Here is a 17,929-nt window from a genome sequence, read left to right on the forward strand (position 1 = left end):
GTCCAGAATCTGCCGTCAACCGTTAATTTATCTTTTCTATCAACTCTTCTAAAAAGCCTGCTTATATATAGACGTCATCGCGGCGAATGCGCAGTATATTGCCCAATCACCCACAAAAACCTGCTCTTACCCTGGAAGATGCCTCGCAATGACTGACCAACCTCGCACGCTTGCCTCAATGTTGTTCCCGGTTGGCCTGCTATTGATAGCCATGGCATCGATCCAGTCCGGCGCCTCGCTGGCGAAAAGCATGTTTCCGGTGGTAGGCGCACAAGGCACAACCACCTTACGGCTGATCTTCGCCAGCATAATCATGCTGCTACTGCTACGACCCTGGCGCGCCAGGCTGACCGCCAAATCGCTGCGCACCGTGATCGTCTATGGCATGGCATTGGGCGGTATGAACTTCCTCTTCTATATGTCACTGCGGACCGTACCGCTGGGTATCGCGGTTGCACTCGAATTCACCGGCCCGCTGGCCGTTGCCATATATGCCTCTCGTCGAGCAATCGACTTTCTATGGATAGGCCTGGCGGCAATCGGCCTGCTGCTTTTAATACCTACCGGTGCAACATCCGCCGGAATCGATCTGGTCGGAGCCGGGTATGCATTGGGTGCCGGCGTTTGCTGGGCACTGTATATCCTCTTCGGTCAAAAGGCTGGCGCAGACAACGGCGTTACAACTGCAGCATTGGGCGTCATGATCGCCGCACTGTTCGTTGCGCCCATCGGCATCGTTCATGCCGGCGCTGCGCTGCTCACCCCTTCGTTGATCCCTGTCGCCATTGGCGTCGCAATTCTGTCCACCGCCCTACCCTACACCCTGGAAATGGTTGCCCTCACCCGCATGCCCACGCGCACTTTCGGCACGCTGATGAGCATAGAACCAGCATTCGGAGCCTTGTCCGGTCTACTGTTTCTGCAGGAATACCTCACGCTGTCACAATGGATGGCGATTCTGTGCATTATTCTGGCGTCGGTCGGTGCGACGTTGACCATGGGCAGCACCGCCAAACCGGCCATAGCGGCGGATTGAAACGGGATTTGACGAAGGTCTGGCATTTGGCGCTGATTTAGGCCATGTTTAGGCCGCTAACTCAGTGCCAGATATGGATTTTTTCGTACAGGGATTTCACCACGCTTCATGCGCTATCGAATGCAGGCAGACCCGAGCGACAGACTCGAGGCTGCTATAAGGACGGTAATGAAACGAATTTTGATATTGATCGCCATATTGGCAGTAGCGGGTTGTGCGGCGACCTCGGAAACCCAGGTAAAACGCGGAAAAAAAGGCCTGCACATCAACTGCTCGGGGCTCTCGTCTTCCTGGGACAAGTGTTACGCCAGCGCCGCGAATGCCTGTGCGCCAAAAGGCTACAAAGTTATCGCCAAGTCAGGTGACGCTGTGGAAGAGCCCGGCGACTATCCATTCGGCCTCAATCCTGCCGGCTATACCAGTCGCAGCATGATCGTCATCTGCAAGTAGTTCAGCGTGGCTCGGCAATTTGACGGCCAATCTCTTCATGGCTGGAGTCGAGCACCGCACGCTGCATATCCGGCGTGACCAGCATACGCGCGACCACCAATGCGCCGACGCACTGAGACAAAACCGACCACGCCAGGCTGTCACTCTCAAGTATCTGGGCCCAACTTTGCTGAAGGCGGCAGATCCACAGTTCGGCCTGCTCACGCACCTGCCGGTCTGAACGGGCGATCTCCGCGCCCAGCGCCGGCAACGCGCAGCCGGACTCAGGCTGCTCGACATGGGCCATGCTCAAGTAGTGTTTAAGGCAACGTTCCATGCGCCGGCGATCCTGCACGCCTCGCCCACCCAATCGCTCCAGACTCTGGCCCAACTCCCGCTCGACAATCGCCGTGAACAGCGCATCCTTTGATGAGAAATGGCTGTAGAACGCTGCGCCACTCAGGCCGATCGCTTTCATCAAGCCATCGACGCCGACTGTGGAAAAACCAGATCTCTTGGCGGACAACGCACTGCTTTCCAACAGCTTCTCTCTGGTTTCCAGCTTGTGACTGGCGGAGTAACGCATGTGTTTTCCCTCAACATTGACTCGCTTGACGTTGTCGAAATCCTAGCATAACGTTCGTTCACTTAACGATCGTTTACTAAAGGGATCTACCCATGAATAACAAGAAGGTCGTATTGGTTGTCGGCGCGGGTGACGCTACCGGCGGGGCGATTGCAAAGCGCTTTGCCAGGGAAGGATTCATCGCCTGCGTCACACGGCGCAGCGCCGACAAATTGCAGCCTTTAGTCGACGCCATTCAGGCAGAGGGTGGCGAAGCTCACGGTTTTGCCTGCGACGCGCGTAAGGAAGAAGACGTTATTGCGTTGATTGAGGACATCGAGGCCCGCGTCGGGCCAATCGAAGCATTCGTCTTCAACATCGGCGCCAACGTGCCCTGCAGCATTCTCGAGGAGACCGCACGCAAGTATTTCAAAATCTGGGAAATGGCCTGTTTCTCTGGTTTCCTCAACGCTCGTGAAGTGGCCAAGCGCATGGTCACTCGCCAGCGCGGGACGATTCTATTCACCGGCGCAACCGCCGGACTTCGAGGTGCCTCGGGGTTTGCGGCATTTGCCGGTGCCAAACACGGTATTCGTGCCTTGGCGCAGAGCATGGCGCGTGAACTCGGGCCGATGAACATCCATGTCGCCCATGTGGTGGTCGATGGCGCCATCGATACCGACTTCATCCGCAACAGTTTCCCCGAGAAGTACGCGACCAAAGATCAGGACGGCATCCTCAACCCCGAACACATCGCCGAAAACTATTGGTACCTGCACAGCCAGCCTCGGGACGCATGGACCTTCGAGCTGGATCTGCGTCCCTGGAATGAACGCTGGTAAGCCCTCCCCCCTTCATAACAATAAAGAGAGCAGACAAATAATGACGAAAACCGTGGAGTTCTATTTTGACCTCGGCAGCCCTGCCACTTACCTGGCGTACACCCAACTGCCGAAGATCTGCGCCGAGACCGGCAGCCAGTTGATCTACATTCCGATGCTGCTGGGCGGCGTATTCAAAGCCACCGGCAATGCGTCACCGGCAATGATTCCGGCCAAGGGCCGCTACATGTTCGAGGATCTGGATCGCTACGCCAAACGCTACGGCGTGCCCTTGAAATTCAACCCACACTTCCCGATCAACACGTTGATGCTGATGCGCGCGGTCACTGGCATCCAGTTGCATCACCCGGAACGCTTTCAGGCATTTATCGATTGCCTGTTTGTTGCGCTTTGGGTTGAAGGTCGCAGTCTGGATGAACCACAAACGGTGGCGGCAGTGCTGAGTGAACACGGTTTCGACCCGCATGAAGTACTGGCGCTGAGCAACGACGAAGCCGTCAAGGCCACCCTCAAGACCAATACGGAAACAGCGGTTAAACGCGGGGTGTTTGGCGCGCCGAGCATGTTTGTCGGCAGCCAATTGTTCTTCGGTCAGGATCGACTCGACTTCGTCGAAGAGGCATTGCGCCACAACTCGATCTAAGCCACCGCTCGGGCGCTGACGTCAGCGCCCGAGCGTCGACTGCTTAAATAGCGGCAGTGCGCGTATTCAGCCACGCCAGCGCAGCGCCATCGAGCAACGGACTCAAACGCTCACGCACTTCGGCGTGGTAGGCGTTGAACCACTGTTTTTCTTCTTCAGTCAGCAACGCAGGCACCAGGCACCGCGTGTCAATCGGGCACAGTGTCAGGGTTTCAAACTTGAGGAACTCACCGAACTCGCTGCTGCCCGCTTCGCGGTTCATCGCCAGGTTCTCGATGCGCACCCCCCAACGGCCAGGACGATAAGTGCCCGGCTCGATCGATGTGATCATGCCCGCTTGCATGGCAGTGTGAGGCGCCGCTGCGGCCTGATAGGCGATGACCTGCGGACCTTCGTGAACGTTGAGGAAATAGCCAACGCCATGCCCGGTGCCGTGTCCGTAATCGACATTGTCAGCCCAGATCGGCGCACGCGCGATGGCATCCAGCAGCGGCGACAGAATGCCTTTCGGGAACTGTGCCCGCGACAACGCAATCACGCCTTTCAACACGCGCGTGCAGTCACGCTTCTGCTCTTCAGTCGGTGTACCGACCGGTACCATCCGCGTGATATCGGTCGTGCCGCCCAGGTATTGACCACCCGAGTCGATCAACAACAGGCCATCGCCCTCGATCACCGCGTGCTCTTCTTCCGTGGCGTGATAGTGAGGCATCGCGCCATTGGCGTTGAACGCGGCGATAGTGTTGAAACTCAGCGACACATAATCCGGACGACGCTCACGGGCGGCCGTGAGTTTCTCGTCGATGGTCAACTCGGTAATGCGTTCGCGCCCCCAGGCTGATTCGAGCCAGGCAAAGAATTCGCACAGCGCCGCACCGTCCTGCTCCATCGCCTGACGGATATGCCTGGCGTCGGCTTCACTTTTCTGCGACTTGGCCAACGTTGTCGGGTTAAGCCCTTCGACCAGTTTCACGCCGCTGTCGAGGTTATCCAGCAAACCGCTGGTGACGCGCGCCGGATCCACCAGCAAGCTCGCGCCGCTCGGTACCGCACGCAGTGCATCCGCGACTTCGCTGTAGTCGCGCAACGTCACGCCATTCTGTTCGAGCACTGCGCGCAAATCAGCATCGACTTTGCTCAGTGCCACGAACAGCGTGGCTTGCTGTTGGTTGATCAACGCAAACGAAACAAACACCGGGTTGAACGAGACATCACCGCCGCGCAGGTTGAACAGCCAGGCGATATCGTCAAGGGTGGCGATGAAATGCCAGTCAGCTCCGCGCGCCTGCAAGGTTTCGCGCAGTTTGGCGAGTTTCTCGCCACGGCTGACGGTCGCTTGCGGCGGCAGATGCTGATAGATCGGCGCGTTGGGAAGACTCGGGCGATCGCTCCAGACTTCCTGCAACAGATCGATGTCGGTGCGCAGGCGCGCGCCGCGTGCTTCGAGTTTGCTGCTCAACGTACGCGCCGAGGCCACGGCCATCACCGCGCCGTCGACGGCGACCACGCCACCTTCCGGCGTCTGTTCGGCCAGCCAGTCCAGCGGGCTCGGTTGACCCGGTTGCAGCTTGACCAGTTCGATACCGCTGCCGTTGAGTTCCTTGGTCGCCTGTTCCCAGTAGCGACTGTCGGCCCAGACTCCGGCGAAATCCCCGGTAACGATCAACGTGCCGACCGAACCATGAAAGCCCGACAGCCACTGCCGGCCCTGCCAGTAACCCGGCAGATATTCTGACAAATGCGGGTCGGCAGACGGCACCAACAGTGCGTGAATGCCTTCGCAACGCATCAGTTCACGGGTGTGCGCCAAGCGCTGGGGCACCGATCCTTCGGTCGAGGTCTGGGTACTCATCATGTCTCCTGCTAATCACTTCATCGTTATTGTTCGTAGCCTTTGATTCGGCTCGTTTAAAGCCCTGTCGCCCAGAATGCCGGAGCACTGGCGCAGGCGGTCTTGATCAGTTCGCCAGCCTTGTCGATATCCGCGGCGGTGGTGAAACGGCCGAGGCTCAGGCGAATGGTGCGTCCGGCCAGATGCGCGTCATGTCCCAGCGCCAGTAGCACGTGAGATGGCGCATTACTCGCGGAATTACAGGCCGAAGTCGCGGAAAACGCGATCGAATGGCTCAGCGCGGCGCTGTTGAACTCACCCTCGCTGAACGTCAAGCTCAAGGTGTGCGGGATACGTTGGCCAGCGCTGCCATTGAGGCGCACGCCGGGCAGACTCAGCAGTTGTTCGAGCAAACGCTCGCGCAAAGCGACGATGGTTTTTTTCTCTTCATCAAACGCCAATGCGGCCAAGGCAAACGCCGCGCCCATGCCGGCAATCTGGTGGGTTGCCAAAGTCCCGGAACGCAAGCCACCTTCGTGACCGCCACCGTGAATCTGGGCGTGCAAACGTTGCTGCGCTCGCGGACCGACATACAACGCACCAATGCCTTTGGGCCCATAGAGTTTGTGCGCCGAAAACGACATCAGGTCGACCGGCCACTGCGCCAGATCGATCGCGACTTTGCCGGCGCCCTGCGCCGCATCGACATGGAACAGCGCCCCGCGACTGCGCACCACTTCACCAATGGCCTGCACATCGTTGACGGTGCCCAGCTCATTATTGACCAGCATCAGCGACACCAGAAAGGTGTCGTCACGCATGGCTTCACTGACCGCTTGCGGCGTAATCAGGCCTTCGGCGTCCGGCACCAAATAGGTCACGGCGACGCCGCCTTCCTGCAACTGGCGGGCGGTATCAAGGATGGCTTTGTGTTCGATCTGACTGGTGATGATGTGGCCGCCAGGCACACCGCGCGCCTGCGCCACGCCTTTGAGGGCGAGGTTGTTGGACTCGGTGGCGCCGGAGGTCCAGACGATCTGTTCGGCCTGGGCACCGACCAGTTCGGCGACCTGCCGGCGGGCCTGCTCGACCGTGTGCCGGGCTTGCTGGCCGAAGGCGTGGGAGCTTGAGGCCGGGTTGCCGAAATTACCGTGAAACCCCAGACACTCGATCATCACCTGGATGACCCGCTCGTCCACCGGGGTGGTGGCGGCGTAATCGAAATACAACGGACGTGTGTTCATAAAAGACTCGCAGAGCGTGTTCCGGGATCAGGAGGCTCGTGTCTGCAAACGGCACAACGCAGCCTTGTGAGCTGCGCGTTGGTTCGAGAGCGTCATCAATACCTGATCGGATGCCGTTAAAGAAGAACAACTTCATTTAAAAGTGCGTAGGAACGCTCCTGAAGCCGAGCTTAACAGGCATCGGGCCGGCGGTTGAAGCAATGCGTCAGTGAAAGCTTTCGAGAAGTAACGGGTACAGCGAAATCACCAGCAGTGCGGCCATGCCCCAGTTGAACACGCGCAACCAGCGCGGATCCTTCAGCACATTGCGCAACAAAGTGCCGCAGGCTGCCCAGACGCCAACACTTGGCAGGTTGATGATGGCAAACACCGCAGCGATCACTATCACGTTAGTGAAATACCCCTGCATCGGCGTGTAAGTGCTGATGGCACCAATGGCCATGATCCACGCCTTGGGATTGACCCATTGAAACGCCGCAGCGCCGAGGTAACTGATCGGTTTGGCTTCGCCTTGCGCGCTCTCGCCGACCGGGCCCGAGTGAGCGATTTTCCACGCCAGGTACAGCAGATACGCCGCGCCGACGTAGCGCAGCACGGAATAGAGAACGGGATAGCTCTGAAACACCGCGCCCAAGCCAAAACCCACCGCCACCACCAACACGAAGAAGCCACAGGTGATGCCAAGCATATGGGGGATGGTGCGGTTGAAGCCGAAATTCACGCCCGATGCCAGCAGCATGGTGTTGTTGGGCCCCGGTGTAATCGAGGTGACAAGGGCGAACAGGGCAAAGCCCAACAGCAGATCAAGCGAGAGGGTCATGGCAAGCAATCCATCAGGGTCATTCAGGTGTTGACCCTATCCCACGCGGCCCGGCAAACCCACGGACAGTTGGGTAAAACTTCTGGCAGTACAGTTTGTTATCAGCTTGGCCGGCCATGCAGCTGTACGGCAAGCTCAGCGCTCATTTCAGCTTTTTTGTCGAAGTGCGACTGGCCGAGCAATTGGGCTTTTTTCGCGTGGTATTCGTCGAAGGACAGGCCGCTGCGGTTCAGTGCCTCCATCGCCAGCTCTTGGGATTCTTCTGCGGTGTAGGGCCGCAATTCCGGGGAAACATGGCTGGCACATCCGGCGAGTACGGAAACGGCAAGCATCAGAGAAACAGTCAGTAAATGATTCATGGGAGCGTCCTGGCGAGCGATGGGGGGTTGATGAAGCAAGGCTACCCCCGGCAACCCCCGCGCAAAAATCAACGCTCTCAATAGTGGCTATCAGAAATTCGACACGCTTGTTCTTATATCTCCAAAAGATCTATAAATATCGATTAAGGTTCTTTTACGGAATAACCATGAGCCTTTATAAATCCCCTCAGGCGCTCAGCACTGTTGCTCCAGCAACTGTTGCCCAGCCAACAGCAATTCAACAAACCGCGCTGAAACTCACACACGCAGGCTTTGGCATAGCGCTGTAAGCCCCGTAAACCGGGACTCACAGGAATTGGTACAGCACTTGCTCGAGTCCAGTGACTCATTCACTGCTCACTGAGCAACTGTTGAAAAAGGAATTGATCATGTCGCGTCCCCTGAAAGTCGTCGCCTTGTCCGGTGGCACCTGGCGTCCTTCTCGCACATTGGTGCTGACCCAAGCGCTGTTGGCCGAACTGGCCGGGCATTTGCCGATCGAGAGCCATTTGATCGAACTCGGCGATATCGCCCGCCCGCTCGGCGGTGCCCTCTCGCGTCAAGAGCTGAGCGCTGAAGTCGAGGCCGAGTTGCAAGCCATCGAACAGGCCGATCTGCTGATCGTTGCCGCGCCGGTGTATCGCGGCTCATACCCGGGCCTGCTCAAGCATCTGTTCGACCTGATCGACCTCAATGCACTGATCGACACCCCGGTGCTGCTCGCAGCCACCGGTGGCAGCGAACGGCACGCGCTGGTCCTCGATCATCAGTTGCGCCCACTGCTGAGCTTCTTCCAGGCCGTCACCCTGCCGATTGGCGTGTACGCCACCGAAGCCGATTTCGCCGATTACCAGATCACCAGCGAAGCGCTGAAAGCACGCATTCGCCTGGCCGCCGAACGCGCTGCGCCGCTGTTCGCCACGCAAATCAAACCGTTGCTGAAAATCGCCTGAGGAGCCGTGCATGGATGTTTTCTGGTTTCTGCCAACTCACGGCGACGGCCACTATCTGGGCACCACCCAAGGTGCGCGCCCGGTCACGCTGAACTATCTGAAACAGGTTGCGCAGGCCGCCGACAGCCTCGGCTATCACGGTGTGCTGATCCCCACCGGGCGTTCTTGCGAGGACTCCTGGGTAATCGCCTCGGCGCTGGTGCCTTTGACCGAGCGCCTGCGCTATCTGGTGGCGATTCGGCCGGGGATCATTTCGCCCACCGTTTCGGCGCGGATGGCGGCGACGCTGGATCGCCTGTCCAACGGCCGCTTGCTGATCAACGTGGTGACCGGTGGTGATCCGGACGAAAACCGTGGCGACGGCACTTTCCTCAGCCACAGTGAACGCTACGAAGTCACCGATGAATTCCTGAAAATCTGGCGCTGGGTGCTGCAAGGCGAGGCGGTGGATTTCGACGGCAAGCACTTGAAAGTGCAGAACGCCAAAGCACTGTATCCACCGGTGCAAAAGCCCTACCCGCCGCTGTACTTCGGCGGCTCGTCAGATGCCGCGCATGATCTGGCGGCAGAACAGGTCGACGTTTACCTGACCTGGGGCGAACCACCGGCAGCGGTCGCGGAAAAACTCGCCGATGTGCGCGAACGCGCAGCGCGCCATGGCCGCAAGGTGAAGTTCGGCATTCGGCTGCACGTGATCGTGCGCGAGACTGCCGAAGAGGCATGGAAAGCCGCGGACAAACTGATCGAACACATCAGCGACGAGACCATTGAAGCCGCGCAGAAATCTTTTTCGCGCTTCGACTCCGAGGGTCAGCGGCGCATGGCGGCGCTGCACGACGGTCGACGCGACAACCTGGAAATCGCCCCGAACCTGTGGGCCGGCGTCGGCCTGGTGCGCGGCGGTGCGGGAACTGCACTGGTCGGCGATCCGCAGCAAGTGGCGGCGCGGATCAAGGAATACGCAGATCTGGGTATCGAGAGTTTCATCTTCTCCGGCTATCCGCACCTGGAAGAGGCTTACCGCTTTGCCGAACTGGTGTTCCCGCTGCTGCCAGAGCCCTACGCGAGCCTGGCCGGGCGCGGCGTGACCAACCTCACCGGGCCGTTTGGCGAAATGATCGCCAACGACGTACTCCCGGCCAAAGTCTGACCCAAATCCCTTAAGAAGTTGCCGCAGGCTGCAATCTTTGCCTTTGATTTTTTAACAACAGATCAAAGGATCGCATCCTGCGGCAGCTCCTACAGGGGCTGTTTGAATTTAGGAGTGTGGGTGTGACTGCCAAACCACAAAGTACCCTTTTGTCCCCGTTACAGACGGCGCGCCAATTGGCCGCCGAGTTCGCCCTCACCGCCGTCGAACGCGACGAACGTGGCGGCACACCGAAAGCCGAGCGTGATGCCCTGCGCGACAGCGGCCTGTTGGGTCTGAGTATTCCCACCCGTTACGGTGGCCTCGGTGCGAGCTGGAGCGAAACCCTGCAAATCGTCCGCGAGTTCGCCAAGGTCGACAGTTCCATCGCGCATGTCTTCGGATTTCATCATTTGATGCTGGCCACCGTGCGTTTGTTTTCCCGACCGGAGCAATGGCAACCGTGGTTCGAGCAGACCGCCCGGCAGAACTGGTTCTGGGGCAACGCGCTCAACCCGCTCGACACCCGCACCGTGGTCAAGGATTTCGGCGGTTGGCGCGAGTTTTCCGGCAAGAAGAGTTTCTGCTCTGGCGCCAGCGACTCGCAAATGCTGATCGCCTCGGCGGTCGATGAAAGCGCCGGTGGCAAATTGCTGATCGCCGCTATTCCGAGCGGGCGCAGCGGCATCACCTTGCACAACGACTGGAACAACATCGGCCAGCGCCAGACCGACAGCGGCAGTGCGACATTTGAACGGGTACGGGTGGAAGAGTCGGAATTGCTCCTCGATCCCGGCCCCCTGAGCACGCCTTTCGCCTGCCTGCGGCCACTGATCGCGCAATTGACGTTCACGCATATGTTTCTCGGGATTGCCGAAGGCGCTTTCGAAGAAGCGCGGCAATACACCCTCAATGAAACCCGCCTCTGGCACAAATCTTCGGCGCGCAGCGTGCGCGAAGATCCTTACGTGCTCGCGCATTACGGCGAGTTCTGGGTTGCGCTGGAAGGTATTCGTTTATTGGTCGAACGCGCAGCGGCATTGCTCGATGAGGCGTGGGCCAAAGGTGCGAGCCTCAGTGCTGAAGAACGCGGTCATGTGGCCACGGCGATTGCCACGGCCAAAGTCGCTGCCAGCCGTCAGGGCCTGGAGATTTGCAGTCGTTTGTTCGACGTCACGGGTGCGCGTTCGACTCACGCCTCCCTGCGACTGGATCGCCACTGGCGCAACTTGCGCACGCAAACCCTGCACGACCCGCTGGATTACAAACTCCACGAGCTGGGTGACTGGGCGCTGAACCAGGCGTTGCCGGTGCCGACGTTCTATTCCTGATCCTGCCTGTATTTGAACTGAAGAGAAGGACGAGCCCATGCAACTGCTGACCCTACCGCCCTCACCCGCTCTGGCCACGTCGATTCGCGCCACCGCGCAGGTATTCGAAGACCCCAAGTCCCAGGCCCTGCTCGCGCATTTGCAGCAAGTCGCCCCGAGCGAAGCCAGTGTGCTGATCATCGGCGAGACCGGCACCGGCAAGGAGTTGGTGGCGCGGCATATTCATAACCTGAGCAATCGGCGCCACCGACCGTTTATTGCGGTGAACTGCGGTGCGTTCTCCGAATCGCTGGTGGAAGCGGAATTATTCGGTCATGAAAAAGGCGCCTTTACCGGCGCCTTGAGTGCCAAGCCCGGCTGGTTCGAGGAAGCGGACGGCGGCACCTTGTTTCTCGACGAGATCGGCGATCTGCCGATGGCGATTCAGGTAAAACTGTTGCGCGTGTTGCAGGAACGCGAAGTGGTGCGGCTGGGCTCGCGCAAAAGCATTCCCATCGATGTGCGCGTGTTGGCGGCGACCAACGTGCAGCTGGAGAAAGCCATCAATGCCGGGAATTTCCGCGAGGATCTGTACTACCGGCTCAATGTGGTCAATCTGGAATTGAGCCCGCTGCGCGAGCGGCCCGGCGATATCCTGCCGCTGACCCGGCACTTCATCGAAGCCTACAGCCAGCGCTTGGGTTATGGACGCGTGGTCATCAGCCCCGGCGCCGAACACAAACTGCGCGGCTACAGTTGGCCGGGCAACATCCGCGAGCTGGAAAACGTCATTCATCACACGCTACTGATCTGCCGCAACGGCGTGATCGAACGCGATGATTTGCGTCTGTCGAATTTGCGCATCGAGCGCCCGGACGATCACCACGCCAGCACCACCGATTCACCGGAGGCATTACTTGAGCAGGCGTTTCAGAAACTCTTCGCACAGCAGGCCGGCGCGTTGCACGAAAAAGTCGAAGACGCCTTGCTGCGCGCCGCCTATCGTTTCTGCCATTACAACCAGGTGCATACCGCTGCGTTGCTCGGTCTCAGCCGTAACGTCACTCGCACGCGGCTGATCAAGATCGGCGAACTGGCGGTGAACAAGCGCCGACTCACGGAAAACCTGCACGGTGAGCGACTGATTCAGTTGTCGATTTAACCGACCAGGTTGCAGTGCAACGCATCATCGTGACTGCGGGCGATGCTGCTCAACACCTGGAAAGAATTGAACGTAATGGTTCGCGCCTGATGGGCGTGGATCAATTGCCAGAAGTCTTGCTCGCCGCTTTCAAAACTGCGGAACGCCGCCTCCCCTGCTTCGCGGCTTTGCCATTGCAACAAACTCAACACTCGCCGTCCGTCGTCGCTGGCCTGCACGCTGGCGCTGACAAAACCTTCGTAGCGCTGGGCCAGACGTTCGCTCTGCACTGACAGCGCGCTGACCAGCGCCGGTTGCTGGCGAGGCTCGATCTCGAATTCGATCAACTGGGTGAAGCTGCGGTTTTTCGCTGATGTTTGCATGAAAGTCCCCACTTATCGGTAAGGCGAATCTTGCGACTCGAAGAAGCGCAGGGTAAAACCTCTAGTTAAGTCAAGGTCAAGGGCTGTTTTCAGATGATCAGCAAAGAAACCGTGCACAAACAGCTAACAGTCGGCGAAGTCGCGGCACGCAGCGGTGTCGCGGTCACCGCCCTGCACTTTTATGAATCCAAGGGCTTGATCAAGAGTCAGCGCAATGCCGGCAACCAGCGACGTTATCCCCGCGAAGTATTGCGCCGGGTGGCGCTGATCAAAGTGGCGCAACGTCTGGGCATACCGCTGGCTGAGATTGGTGAGGCACTGAAAATTCTGCCTGATGATCGCGCGCCGACGGCGGCGGATTGGCGGGTGTTGTCCGAGCAGTGGCGGCGGGAACTGGATGAGCGGATCGAGCAGTTGACGCTGCTGCGTGACCGGCTCAACGGCTGCATCGGCTGTGGGTGTTTGTCGATGGAAGCCTGCCCGTTGCGCAATCAGGGCGATGTGCTTGGGGAACAGGGGCCGGGGCCGCACTTCCCTAAAGATTGACTGAGAACGCCCGTGGCAAGGGGATTTACCCATAGCCACAGAGTATGCGCACGCGTCCTGCTGCTCGTCGGGCGGAAATCCGTGCGGCGAGGACGGTTCTATAGTGAATCTTTACCTCGCAAAACAACAATCAGGGAGAACGTCATGAGCGTCAAACCCATTCCCGAGGGATATCACAGCATTACCCCCTATCTCGGCATCCACAAAGCCGCCGAGGCCATCGAGTTCTACAAGAAAGCGTTTGGTGCGACCGAAGTCATGCGCTTATCCATGCCGGACGGCGGCATCGGCCACGCCGAACTGCGCATTGGTGACAGCGCAATCATGCTCGGCTCGCCGTGCGACCAGGGGCCGTTGAGCAATCCGGATCAAGCCGTCTCGGTCGGTTTGCATTTGTACGTGACCGATGTCGACAAATCCTTTCAACGAGCGCTGGAGGCCGGGGCGACGTCGGTGTCCGAGGTCAAGGATCAGTTTTACGGTGATCGCAGCGGGACGTTGAAGGATCCGTATGGACATCTGTGGTTTCTGGCCTCGCGCAAGGAGGATTTGACCGAGGAGCAGATCAAGCAGCGGGCGATGGAAATGTTCAGCCAAGGTTGAATTTTTCGGCGGCTATTGCTGGCCACGTCGCGTGCTTGTCCGCGATGAGGGCGGTACTGCGCCTACCCATCACACTTCATGAACCGGGCCATCACGCTTTGCACCTTGCCGCAAAGCGCGCACCCTTTCAGGATGCAGGCAACAAGAACCCTGAAAAAGGATCAGTCCGATGTTTGCCGGATTTCTCAAAGACCAGCGCCACGTCAACGGTGTCGACATTGCTTATCGCCTCGGCGGCAACGGGCCGGGTTTGTTGCTGTTGCACGGCCACCCGCAGACGCATGTGATCTGGCACAAGATTGCCGAACAACTGGCCGAGCACTTCACCGTGGTTGCCGCTGACCTGCGCGGTTACGGCGATAGCAGTCGACCGGCCGCTGACGCGCTGCACCTCAACTATTCAAAACGCGAAATGGCCCGTGACAACGTCGAGCTGATGCAATCGCTGGGCTTCGAACAGTTTTCGATCCTCGCCCACGACCGTGGCGCACGCGTCGCCCATCGTCTGGCGCTCGACCACCCCGGCGCCGTGCACCGCATGATGCTGCTGGATATCGCCCCCACGCTGTCGATGTACACGCAAACCCATGAAGCCTTCGCCCGCGCCTACTGGCACTGGTTCTTTCTGATCCGCCCGGCGCCGCTGCCGGAAACCTTGATCGAAGCCGATCCCGAGGCTTATCTGCGCAGCGTGATGGGCAGTCGCAGCGCCGGGCTCAAGCCGTTTACCGATGAAGCGTTCAGCGAATACCTGCGCTGCCTGCAACACCCGGGCAGCGCGCGCGGCATCTGTGAAGACTACCGCGCCAGCGCCGACATCGATCTGCAACACGACCGTGCCGACATCGCCGCCGGGCACCACTTGAGTCTGCCGCTACGGGTTCTGTGGGGCGCCGAAGGCACCGTCGGAAGCTGCTTCGATCCGCTCAGGGAGTGGCAACAAGTGGCCGCCAGCGTCAGCGGCCAGGCCCTGCCCGCCGGCCACTACATCGCCGAAGAAGTACCTGAGTTGTTACTCGCCGAAGCACTGGCTTTCCTGCGCTGAACCCAGCCTCAGAGTCCCCCTCTCCCGCTGGCGGCTGATGCCGCCAGCGCCGGTTGTGACATATCCCGCCACAGCAGAATCCGCCTTCATGACAACACTGGCGCACGTACGAGCAAGGCTTGCCCGCGAAAGCGGTCTGTCAGGCACAGACGAATTACCTCACACGCCTTATTCGCCGGCAGCCTGCTCCCACAAGGGGAACTGCGAAACATTTGCTTTCATATCCCTTTTCGGGATTTGCGTAGCTTATTCGTCCTATAGAGATGCAGGTCGTTCGCGTAGGCAAAAGCCACGGCCGGCCTTTCGAGGACTGCTGTCTGCGAAGCCCGTAGAACCGCGCCCTCCCAACGCTATAAAGACGCGCAATCATGTCGAAGAAATCTCGCTCCAAACTGTGGTTCCTGGTGCACAGCTGGCTCGCATTGCCAATCTGGTTTTTTGTCCTGATCGTCTGTGTCACCGGCACGCTCGCGGTGGTCAGTCAGGAAATCGTCTGGCTGGCCAACCCGCAAATGCGCGCCAGCCAACCCTCTGACGATGCACAACCGCTCAGTTATGAGCAGGTGTTGGCCGCGATCAAAAAAGCCGAGCCGCAAACCCTGGTTGAAAGTATCAGCCGACCGGATGAATCGCACTTCGCCCTGGATGTCGCCGTCAGCTACCCCGACGGCCGCTCACAAACGGTCTACGTCAACCCGTACACCGGCGTGATTCAAGGCACCGCACCGGACTTCGACTTCAAGGCCTTTACCCGAGCCCTGCACGGCTGGTGGCTGGTGCCGTTCACCAATGGCTACAGCTGGGGCTGGTATCTGGTGTCGTTCCTCGGTTTGCCGATGCTCGCCTCGCTGGTCACTGGCCTCGTGGTTTACAAGCGATTCTGGAAAGGTTTTCTGCGCCCGACCCTGCGTCTTCGCCACGGCGCACGGATTTTCTGGGGTGACTTCCATCGCCTCAGCGGGATCTGGTCGATCTGGTTCATCGCGGTGATTTCGGTCACCGGCACCTGGTTCCTGATCGAAGCGTTCCTGTACGACAACCAAGTGTCGATCTCGACCGAGCCAATCATTCCGGCGATGGCGCGCGAGGCCGTGCCGATCTCGGCCAACGCCGCACCGCCGCCGCGGATCAGTCTGGATCGCGCAGTGGAAATCGCCGAACAGAAAATCCCTGGTCTGGAAGTCAGCTTCGTCAGCCTGCCGGGCAACGCCTATAGCCACATGAGTGTCGGCGGTCGCGGCTGGTATCCGTTGATGTTCCAGACCGCAACGCTCAACCCGTTCAACGGTGACCTGGCGGCCTCACGACTGCTCAGCGATCGCTCTTCGCTGGAGTTCGTCACCGAATCCATGCGCCCGTTGCACACCGGCGACTTCGGCGGCTTGTGGATCAAGCTGATCTGGTTCTTCTTCGGTCTGCTGTTGAGCATGATGGTGCTCAGCGGTCTGCTGATCTGGACCAAACGCACTGCGCTGGCCACCGCCAATGCGCTCAAGCGCGAAAACAAGAAAAGCCGCAGCGCCCCGGCACAACCGGCCCTCGCCCGTGAAACCTCGGAGGCCAGCCTGTGAGCCAGTCCAGCACCGCCAGCCCGCCGTCACGCCTGAGCCGCTTCTGGCACAAATGGCGCTTCCATATCAATGTGCTGTTGCTCCTGATCCCGCTGGGCTTCATGCCCAAGTACTTCGCCGACGCGTCGCTATTTCGCGGCGACAGCGGCCTGGGCGAGCGCGAAATCGGCGAAGTCCAGGTCGGGCCGTGGAGCCTGCGCCTGGCCGAACTGCGCAACGAGGCACCGCACTTGAGTGGGCCCGCCGGCTACATGAAAGACTTCAATGCAGCGGTGTGCGATGCCTGCGTCGAACAGGTCAAGGCCACCTATCTGCGCATCGGCAAACCGCGCAGCCTGCGCGCCGCCGGAGTGATTTTCTTCGGTACGCCTTATCGCATGGGCAGCCAGTTGCCGATTCCGGAAAAGACCAAAGCCGACGCCGAACTGTGGATCACCATGGAAGGCTGGGACGGCAGCATGCATCAGGCCTCGATTCCCCTGAGCCAGGCCTCCCCCGCCACCGTTGCCTGGTTGAACAAACAAGGAGCCAAACCATGACCTGCTCGCAACGCCCTTCCCGTCTGCGGCTGAGTGCCGCGCTGCTGGTGCTGAGCTCCGGTTTCAGTGCCAGCGCACTGGCGCACAACCCGATGTGCGAATGCAAAGCCATCGATGCCGAGCAGATCAAATGTACAGGTGGGTTTTCCGATGGCAGCGGCGCGCCGGGCGTAACGCTTGACGTGATCGGCTATGACGAAACGATTCTGCTGCCGGGCAAGCTTGGCGCTGACTCCACCGTGACCTTCAAGAAACCCGGCGCCGAGTTTTATGTGCTGTTCGACGCCGGCCCTGGCCATGTCGTGGAAATCGACCAAGCGGATATCGAGACCCCATGAGTACGTCCACCACTCACGTCGTGCGCCCGGCCGGTGCCGGCCATGAAACCCTCAATGTGCTGCTGTTGTGCCTGCTGATTCTGGCGATTGCCAGCTCCGTGGTCGCCTGGCGCGGGGTTTCCCATGAGCCGGAACCGGTCGCCGGCAACCAACTCGATGCGCGCCGCGACCTCAGCGCCGCCGAACAAGGCATCTATGCCGACCTGCACGTGACCCTCGACGAAATCCGCCTGCTGCGCGCAGAGCAACACACCCTGCCGACGCCACAGAACCTCGCGGACGAAGGTTTTGCCCCGTTTGCCCAAGACGCGAGTTCGGTCAGCCGTGGTGGTCATGCCTGGCAATTGCTGGCCGACAGCGCCTATTTCGGCCTTAGCCAGACAACCACCGTTGCCGGCTCGTTCGTGATGCTGCTGAGTGCCGATGACCAGGCTGCGCCGAACATCTGGCTCAACCGCGATGCCAGTCTCCAGGCGCCGACCGAACTGACCGATGCCGCCCTGTCCGCCGCTGGCTGGAAACAGATCGTCGCGCAATACGATGCCGGGGTTACCCGCGAACATCGCCATTGATTCCTCGCCTTCCTCCGAGAGAAGACCGCT

Annotated in this window: 22 protein-coding genes; 16 read left to right on the forward strand and 6 right to left on the reverse strand. The window is 59.6% G+C overall.

Features of this window, described 5'->3' with window-relative positions; translation table 11 throughout:
• The first annotated feature begins 148 nt into the window (after positions 1-148).
• Together rhtA and JFT81_RS27555 are read left to right on the forward strand one after the other, a co-directional pair.
• Positions 149-1,036 (forward strand): threonine/homoserine exporter RhtA, encoded by an 888-nt coding sequence (gene rhtA / locus JFT81_RS27550; RefSeq protein ID WP_201230661.1) that lies wholly within the window; start codon positions 149-151, stop codon positions 1,034-1,036.
• Positions 1,037-1,204: 168 nt separating this feature from the next.
• The gene (locus JFT81_RS27555) at positions 1,205-1,486 is read left to right on the forward strand and encodes a hypothetical protein (RefSeq protein WP_201230663.1); all 282 of its coding nucleotides are present in this window, start codon (positions 1,205-1,207) and stop codon (positions 1,484-1,486) included.
• A gap of 1 nt (position 1,487) precedes the next feature.
• Here JFT81_RS27555 and JFT81_RS27560 read toward each other — a convergent pair whose 3' ends face one another.
• Positions 1,488-2,051, reverse strand: a complete 564-nt coding sequence (locus tag JFT81_RS27560; protein WP_201230665.1) for a TetR/AcrR family transcriptional regulator — start codon at positions 2,049-2,051, stop codon at positions 1,488-1,490.
• 92 nt (positions 2,052-2,143) lie between these two features.
• Between JFT81_RS27560 and JFT81_RS27565 the strand changes: the two genes are divergently transcribed.
• Positions 2,144-2,872 (forward strand): SDR family oxidoreductase, encoded by a 729-nt coding sequence (locus JFT81_RS27565; RefSeq protein ID WP_201230667.1) that lies wholly within the window; start codon positions 2,144-2,146, stop codon positions 2,870-2,872.
• A gap of 40 nt (positions 2,873-2,912) precedes the next feature.
• Complete coding sequence (locus JFT81_RS27570) at positions 2,913-3,515, forward strand: 2-hydroxychromene-2-carboxylate isomerase (protein WP_201230669.1); 603 nt, start codon at positions 2,913-2,915, stop codon at positions 3,513-3,515.
• A 43-nt stretch (positions 3,516-3,558) separates the two neighbouring features.
• Here the strand turns inward: JFT81_RS27570 and JFT81_RS27575 are convergent, their stop codons facing one another.
• From JFT81_RS27575 to JFT81_RS27590, 4 genes are all read right to left on the reverse strand, one after another.
• On the reverse strand, positions 3,559-5,367 hold the full coding sequence (locus tag JFT81_RS27575; protein ID WP_201230671.1) for an aminopeptidase P family protein: 1,809 nt from the start codon (positions 5,365-5,367) through the stop codon (positions 3,559-3,561).
• 56 nt (positions 5,368-5,423) lie between these two features.
• Entirely contained in the window at positions 5,424-6,590 is a 1,167-nt protein-coding gene (locus JFT81_RS27580; RefSeq protein WP_201230673.1) for an aminotransferase class V-fold PLP-dependent enzyme, read from the reverse strand.
• Between the two features lie 205 nt (positions 6,591-6,795).
• On the reverse strand, positions 6,796-7,410 hold the full coding sequence (locus JFT81_RS27585) for a LysE family translocator (protein ID WP_201230676.1): 615 nt from the start codon (positions 7,408-7,410) through the stop codon (positions 6,796-6,798).
• 101 nt (positions 7,411-7,511) lie between these two features.
• Positions 7,512-7,769, reverse strand: coding sequence for a hypothetical protein (locus JFT81_RS27590; RefSeq protein ID WP_201230678.1), 258 nt, complete (start codon positions 7,767-7,769; stop codon positions 7,512-7,514).
• 167 nt (positions 7,770-7,936) lie between these two features.
• Here JFT81_RS27590 and JFT81_RS29555 point away from each other — a divergent pair, with 167 nt between their 5' ends.
• The 5 genes from JFT81_RS29555 (at position 7,937) to JFT81_RS27610 (ending at position 12,323) form a co-directional block, all read left to right on the forward strand.
• Positions 7,937-8,059, forward strand: coding sequence for a hypothetical protein (locus tag JFT81_RS29555; protein ID WP_277952844.1), 123 nt, complete (start codon positions 7,937-7,939; stop codon positions 8,057-8,059).
• 99 nt (positions 8,060-8,158) lie between these two features.
• Entirely contained in the window at positions 8,159-8,722 is a 564-nt protein-coding gene (gene msuE, locus JFT81_RS27595) for an FMN reductase (RefSeq protein WP_201230679.1), read from the forward strand.
• A 10-nt stretch (positions 8,723-8,732) separates the two neighbouring features.
• Positions 8,733-9,872: an FMNH2-dependent alkanesulfonate monooxygenase gene (gene ssuD / locus JFT81_RS27600; RefSeq protein ID WP_201230681.1), complete on the forward strand. Its 1,140-nt coding sequence runs from the start codon at positions 8,733-8,735 to the stop codon at positions 9,870-9,872.
• A 122-nt stretch (positions 9,873-9,994) separates the two neighbouring features.
• Complete coding sequence (locus JFT81_RS27605) at positions 9,995-11,182, forward strand: acyl-CoA dehydrogenase family protein (protein WP_201230683.1); 1,188 nt, start codon at positions 9,995-9,997, stop codon at positions 11,180-11,182.
• Positions 11,183-11,219: 37 nt separating this feature from the next.
• Positions 11,220-12,323, forward strand: coding sequence for a sigma-54 dependent transcriptional regulator (locus JFT81_RS27610; protein WP_201230685.1), 1,104 nt, complete (start codon positions 11,220-11,222; stop codon positions 12,321-12,323).
• Here the strand turns inward: JFT81_RS27610 and JFT81_RS27615 are convergent.
• Positions 12,320-12,685, reverse strand: a complete 366-nt coding sequence (locus tag JFT81_RS27615; protein ID WP_201230687.1) for an antibiotic biosynthesis monooxygenase — start codon at positions 12,683-12,685, stop codon at positions 12,320-12,322. The genes JFT81_RS27610 and JFT81_RS27615 overlap by 4 nt on opposite strands.
• A gap of 93 nt (positions 12,686-12,778) precedes the next feature.
• Here JFT81_RS27615 and soxR point away from each other — a divergent pair, with 93 nt between their 5' ends.
• From soxR to JFT81_RS27650, 7 genes are all read left to right on the forward strand, one after another.
• The gene (soxR, locus tag JFT81_RS27620) at positions 12,779-13,231 is read left to right on the forward strand and encodes a redox-sensitive transcriptional activator SoxR (RefSeq protein WP_201230689.1); all 453 of its coding nucleotides are present in this window, start codon (positions 12,779-12,781) and stop codon (positions 13,229-13,231) included.
• Positions 13,232-13,375: 144 nt separating this feature from the next.
• Positions 13,376-13,834 (forward strand): VOC family protein, encoded by a 459-nt coding sequence (locus JFT81_RS27625; RefSeq protein ID WP_201230694.1) that lies wholly within the window; start codon positions 13,376-13,378, stop codon positions 13,832-13,834.
• Positions 13,835-14,003: 169 nt separating this feature from the next.
• Positions 14,004-14,879, forward strand: coding sequence for an alpha/beta fold hydrolase (locus tag JFT81_RS27630; RefSeq protein ID WP_201230703.1), 876 nt, complete (start codon positions 14,004-14,006; stop codon positions 14,877-14,879).
• A 368-nt stretch (positions 14,880-15,247) separates the two neighbouring features.
• Positions 15,248-16,450 carry a PepSY domain-containing protein gene (locus JFT81_RS27635; RefSeq protein WP_201230705.1) on the forward strand — a complete coding sequence of 401 codons (1,203 nt, stop codon included), beginning with the start codon at positions 15,248-15,250 and terminating at the stop codon, positions 16,448-16,450.
• Positions 16,447-16,989, forward strand: coding sequence for a thiamine pyrophosphate-binding protein (locus tag JFT81_RS27640; RefSeq protein WP_201230707.1), 543 nt, complete (start codon positions 16,447-16,449; stop codon positions 16,987-16,989). The genes JFT81_RS27635 and JFT81_RS27640 overlap by 4 nt, the downstream gene beginning before the upstream one ends.
• The gene (locus JFT81_RS27645) at positions 16,986-17,327 is read left to right on the forward strand and encodes a hypothetical protein (protein ID WP_201230709.1); all 342 of its coding nucleotides are present in this window, start codon (positions 16,986-16,988) and stop codon (positions 17,325-17,327) included. The genes JFT81_RS27640 and JFT81_RS27645 overlap by 4 nt, the downstream gene beginning before the upstream one ends.
• The gene (locus tag JFT81_RS27650) at positions 17,324-17,899 is read left to right on the forward strand and encodes a DUF6162 family protein (protein ID WP_201230712.1); all 576 of its coding nucleotides are present in this window, start codon (positions 17,324-17,326) and stop codon (positions 17,897-17,899) included. Before JFT81_RS27645 ends, JFT81_RS27650 begins: the two co-directional genes overlap by 4 nt.
• Positions 17,900-17,929 lie beyond the last annotated feature (30 nt).

It is taken from the genome of Pseudomonas sp. TH43 (assembly GCF_016650635.1).
Lineage (GTDB): Bacteria > Pseudomonadota > Gammaproteobacteria > Pseudomonadales > Pseudomonadaceae > Aquipseudomonas.

Coding starts and splice junctions, on each gene's coding strand:
- JFT81_RS27575 (WP_201230671.1), bottom strand. CDS start 5,367: ATGAGTACCCAGACCTCGACCGAAGGATCGGTGCCCCAGCGCTTGGCG.
- JFT81_RS27555 (WP_201230663.1), top strand. CDS start 1,205: ATGAAACGAATTTTGATATTGATCGCCATATTGGCAGTAGCGGGTTGT.
- ssuD (WP_201230681.1), top strand. CDS start 8,733: ATGGATGTTTTCTGGTTTCTGCCAACTCACGGCGACGGCCACTATCTG.
- JFT81_RS27635 (WP_201230705.1), top strand. CDS start 15,248: ATGTCGAAGAAATCTCGCTCCAAACTGTGGTTCCTGGTGCACAGCTGG.
- JFT81_RS27615 (WP_201230687.1), bottom strand. CDS start 12,685: ATGCAAACATCAGCGAAAAACCGCAGCTTCACCCAGTTGATCGAATTC.
- msuE (WP_201230679.1), top strand. CDS start 8,159: ATGTCGCGTCCCCTGAAAGTCGTCGCCTTGTCCGGTGGCACCTGGCGT.
- JFT81_RS27645 (WP_201230709.1), top strand. CDS start 16,986: ATGACCTGCTCGCAACGCCCTTCCCGTCTGCGGCTGAGTGCCGCGCTG.
- JFT81_RS29555 (WP_277952844.1), top strand. CDS start 7,937: ATGAGCCTTTATAAATCCCCTCAGGCGCTCAGCACTGTTGCTCCAGCA.
- JFT81_RS27630 (WP_201230703.1), top strand. CDS start 14,004: ATGTTTGCCGGATTTCTCAAAGACCAGCGCCACGTCAACGGTGTCGAC.
- JFT81_RS27570 (WP_201230669.1), top strand. CDS start 2,913: ATGACGAAAACCGTGGAGTTCTATTTTGACCTCGGCAGCCCTGCCACT.
- JFT81_RS27610 (WP_201230685.1), top strand. CDS start 11,220: ATGCAACTGCTGACCCTACCGCCCTCACCCGCTCTGGCCACGTCGATT.
- JFT81_RS27580 (WP_201230673.1), bottom strand. CDS start 6,590: ATGAACACACGTCCGTTGTATTTCGATTACGCCGCCACCACCCCGGTG.
- rhtA (WP_201230661.1), top strand. CDS start 149: ATGACTGACCAACCTCGCACGCTTGCCTCAATGTTGTTCCCGGTTGGC.
- JFT81_RS27560 (WP_201230665.1), bottom strand. CDS start 2,051: ATGCGTTACTCCGCCAGTCACAAGCTGGAAACCAGAGAGAAGCTGTTG.
- JFT81_RS27650 (WP_201230712.1), top strand. CDS start 17,324: ATGAGTACGTCCACCACTCACGTCGTGCGCCCGGCCGGTGCCGGCCAT.
- JFT81_RS27565 (WP_201230667.1), top strand. CDS start 2,144: ATGAATAACAAGAAGGTCGTATTGGTTGTCGGCGCGGGTGACGCTACC.
- JFT81_RS27585 (WP_201230676.1), bottom strand. CDS start 7,410: ATGACCCTCTCGCTTGATCTGCTGTTGGGCTTTGCCCTGTTCGCCCTT.
- JFT81_RS27590 (WP_201230678.1), bottom strand. CDS start 7,769: ATGAATCATTTACTGACTGTTTCTCTGATGCTTGCCGTTTCCGTACTC.
- JFT81_RS27625 (WP_201230694.1), top strand. CDS start 13,376: ATGAGCGTCAAACCCATTCCCGAGGGATATCACAGCATTACCCCCTAT.
- soxR (WP_201230689.1), top strand. CDS start 12,779: ATGATCAGCAAAGAAACCGTGCACAAACAGCTAACAGTCGGCGAAGTC.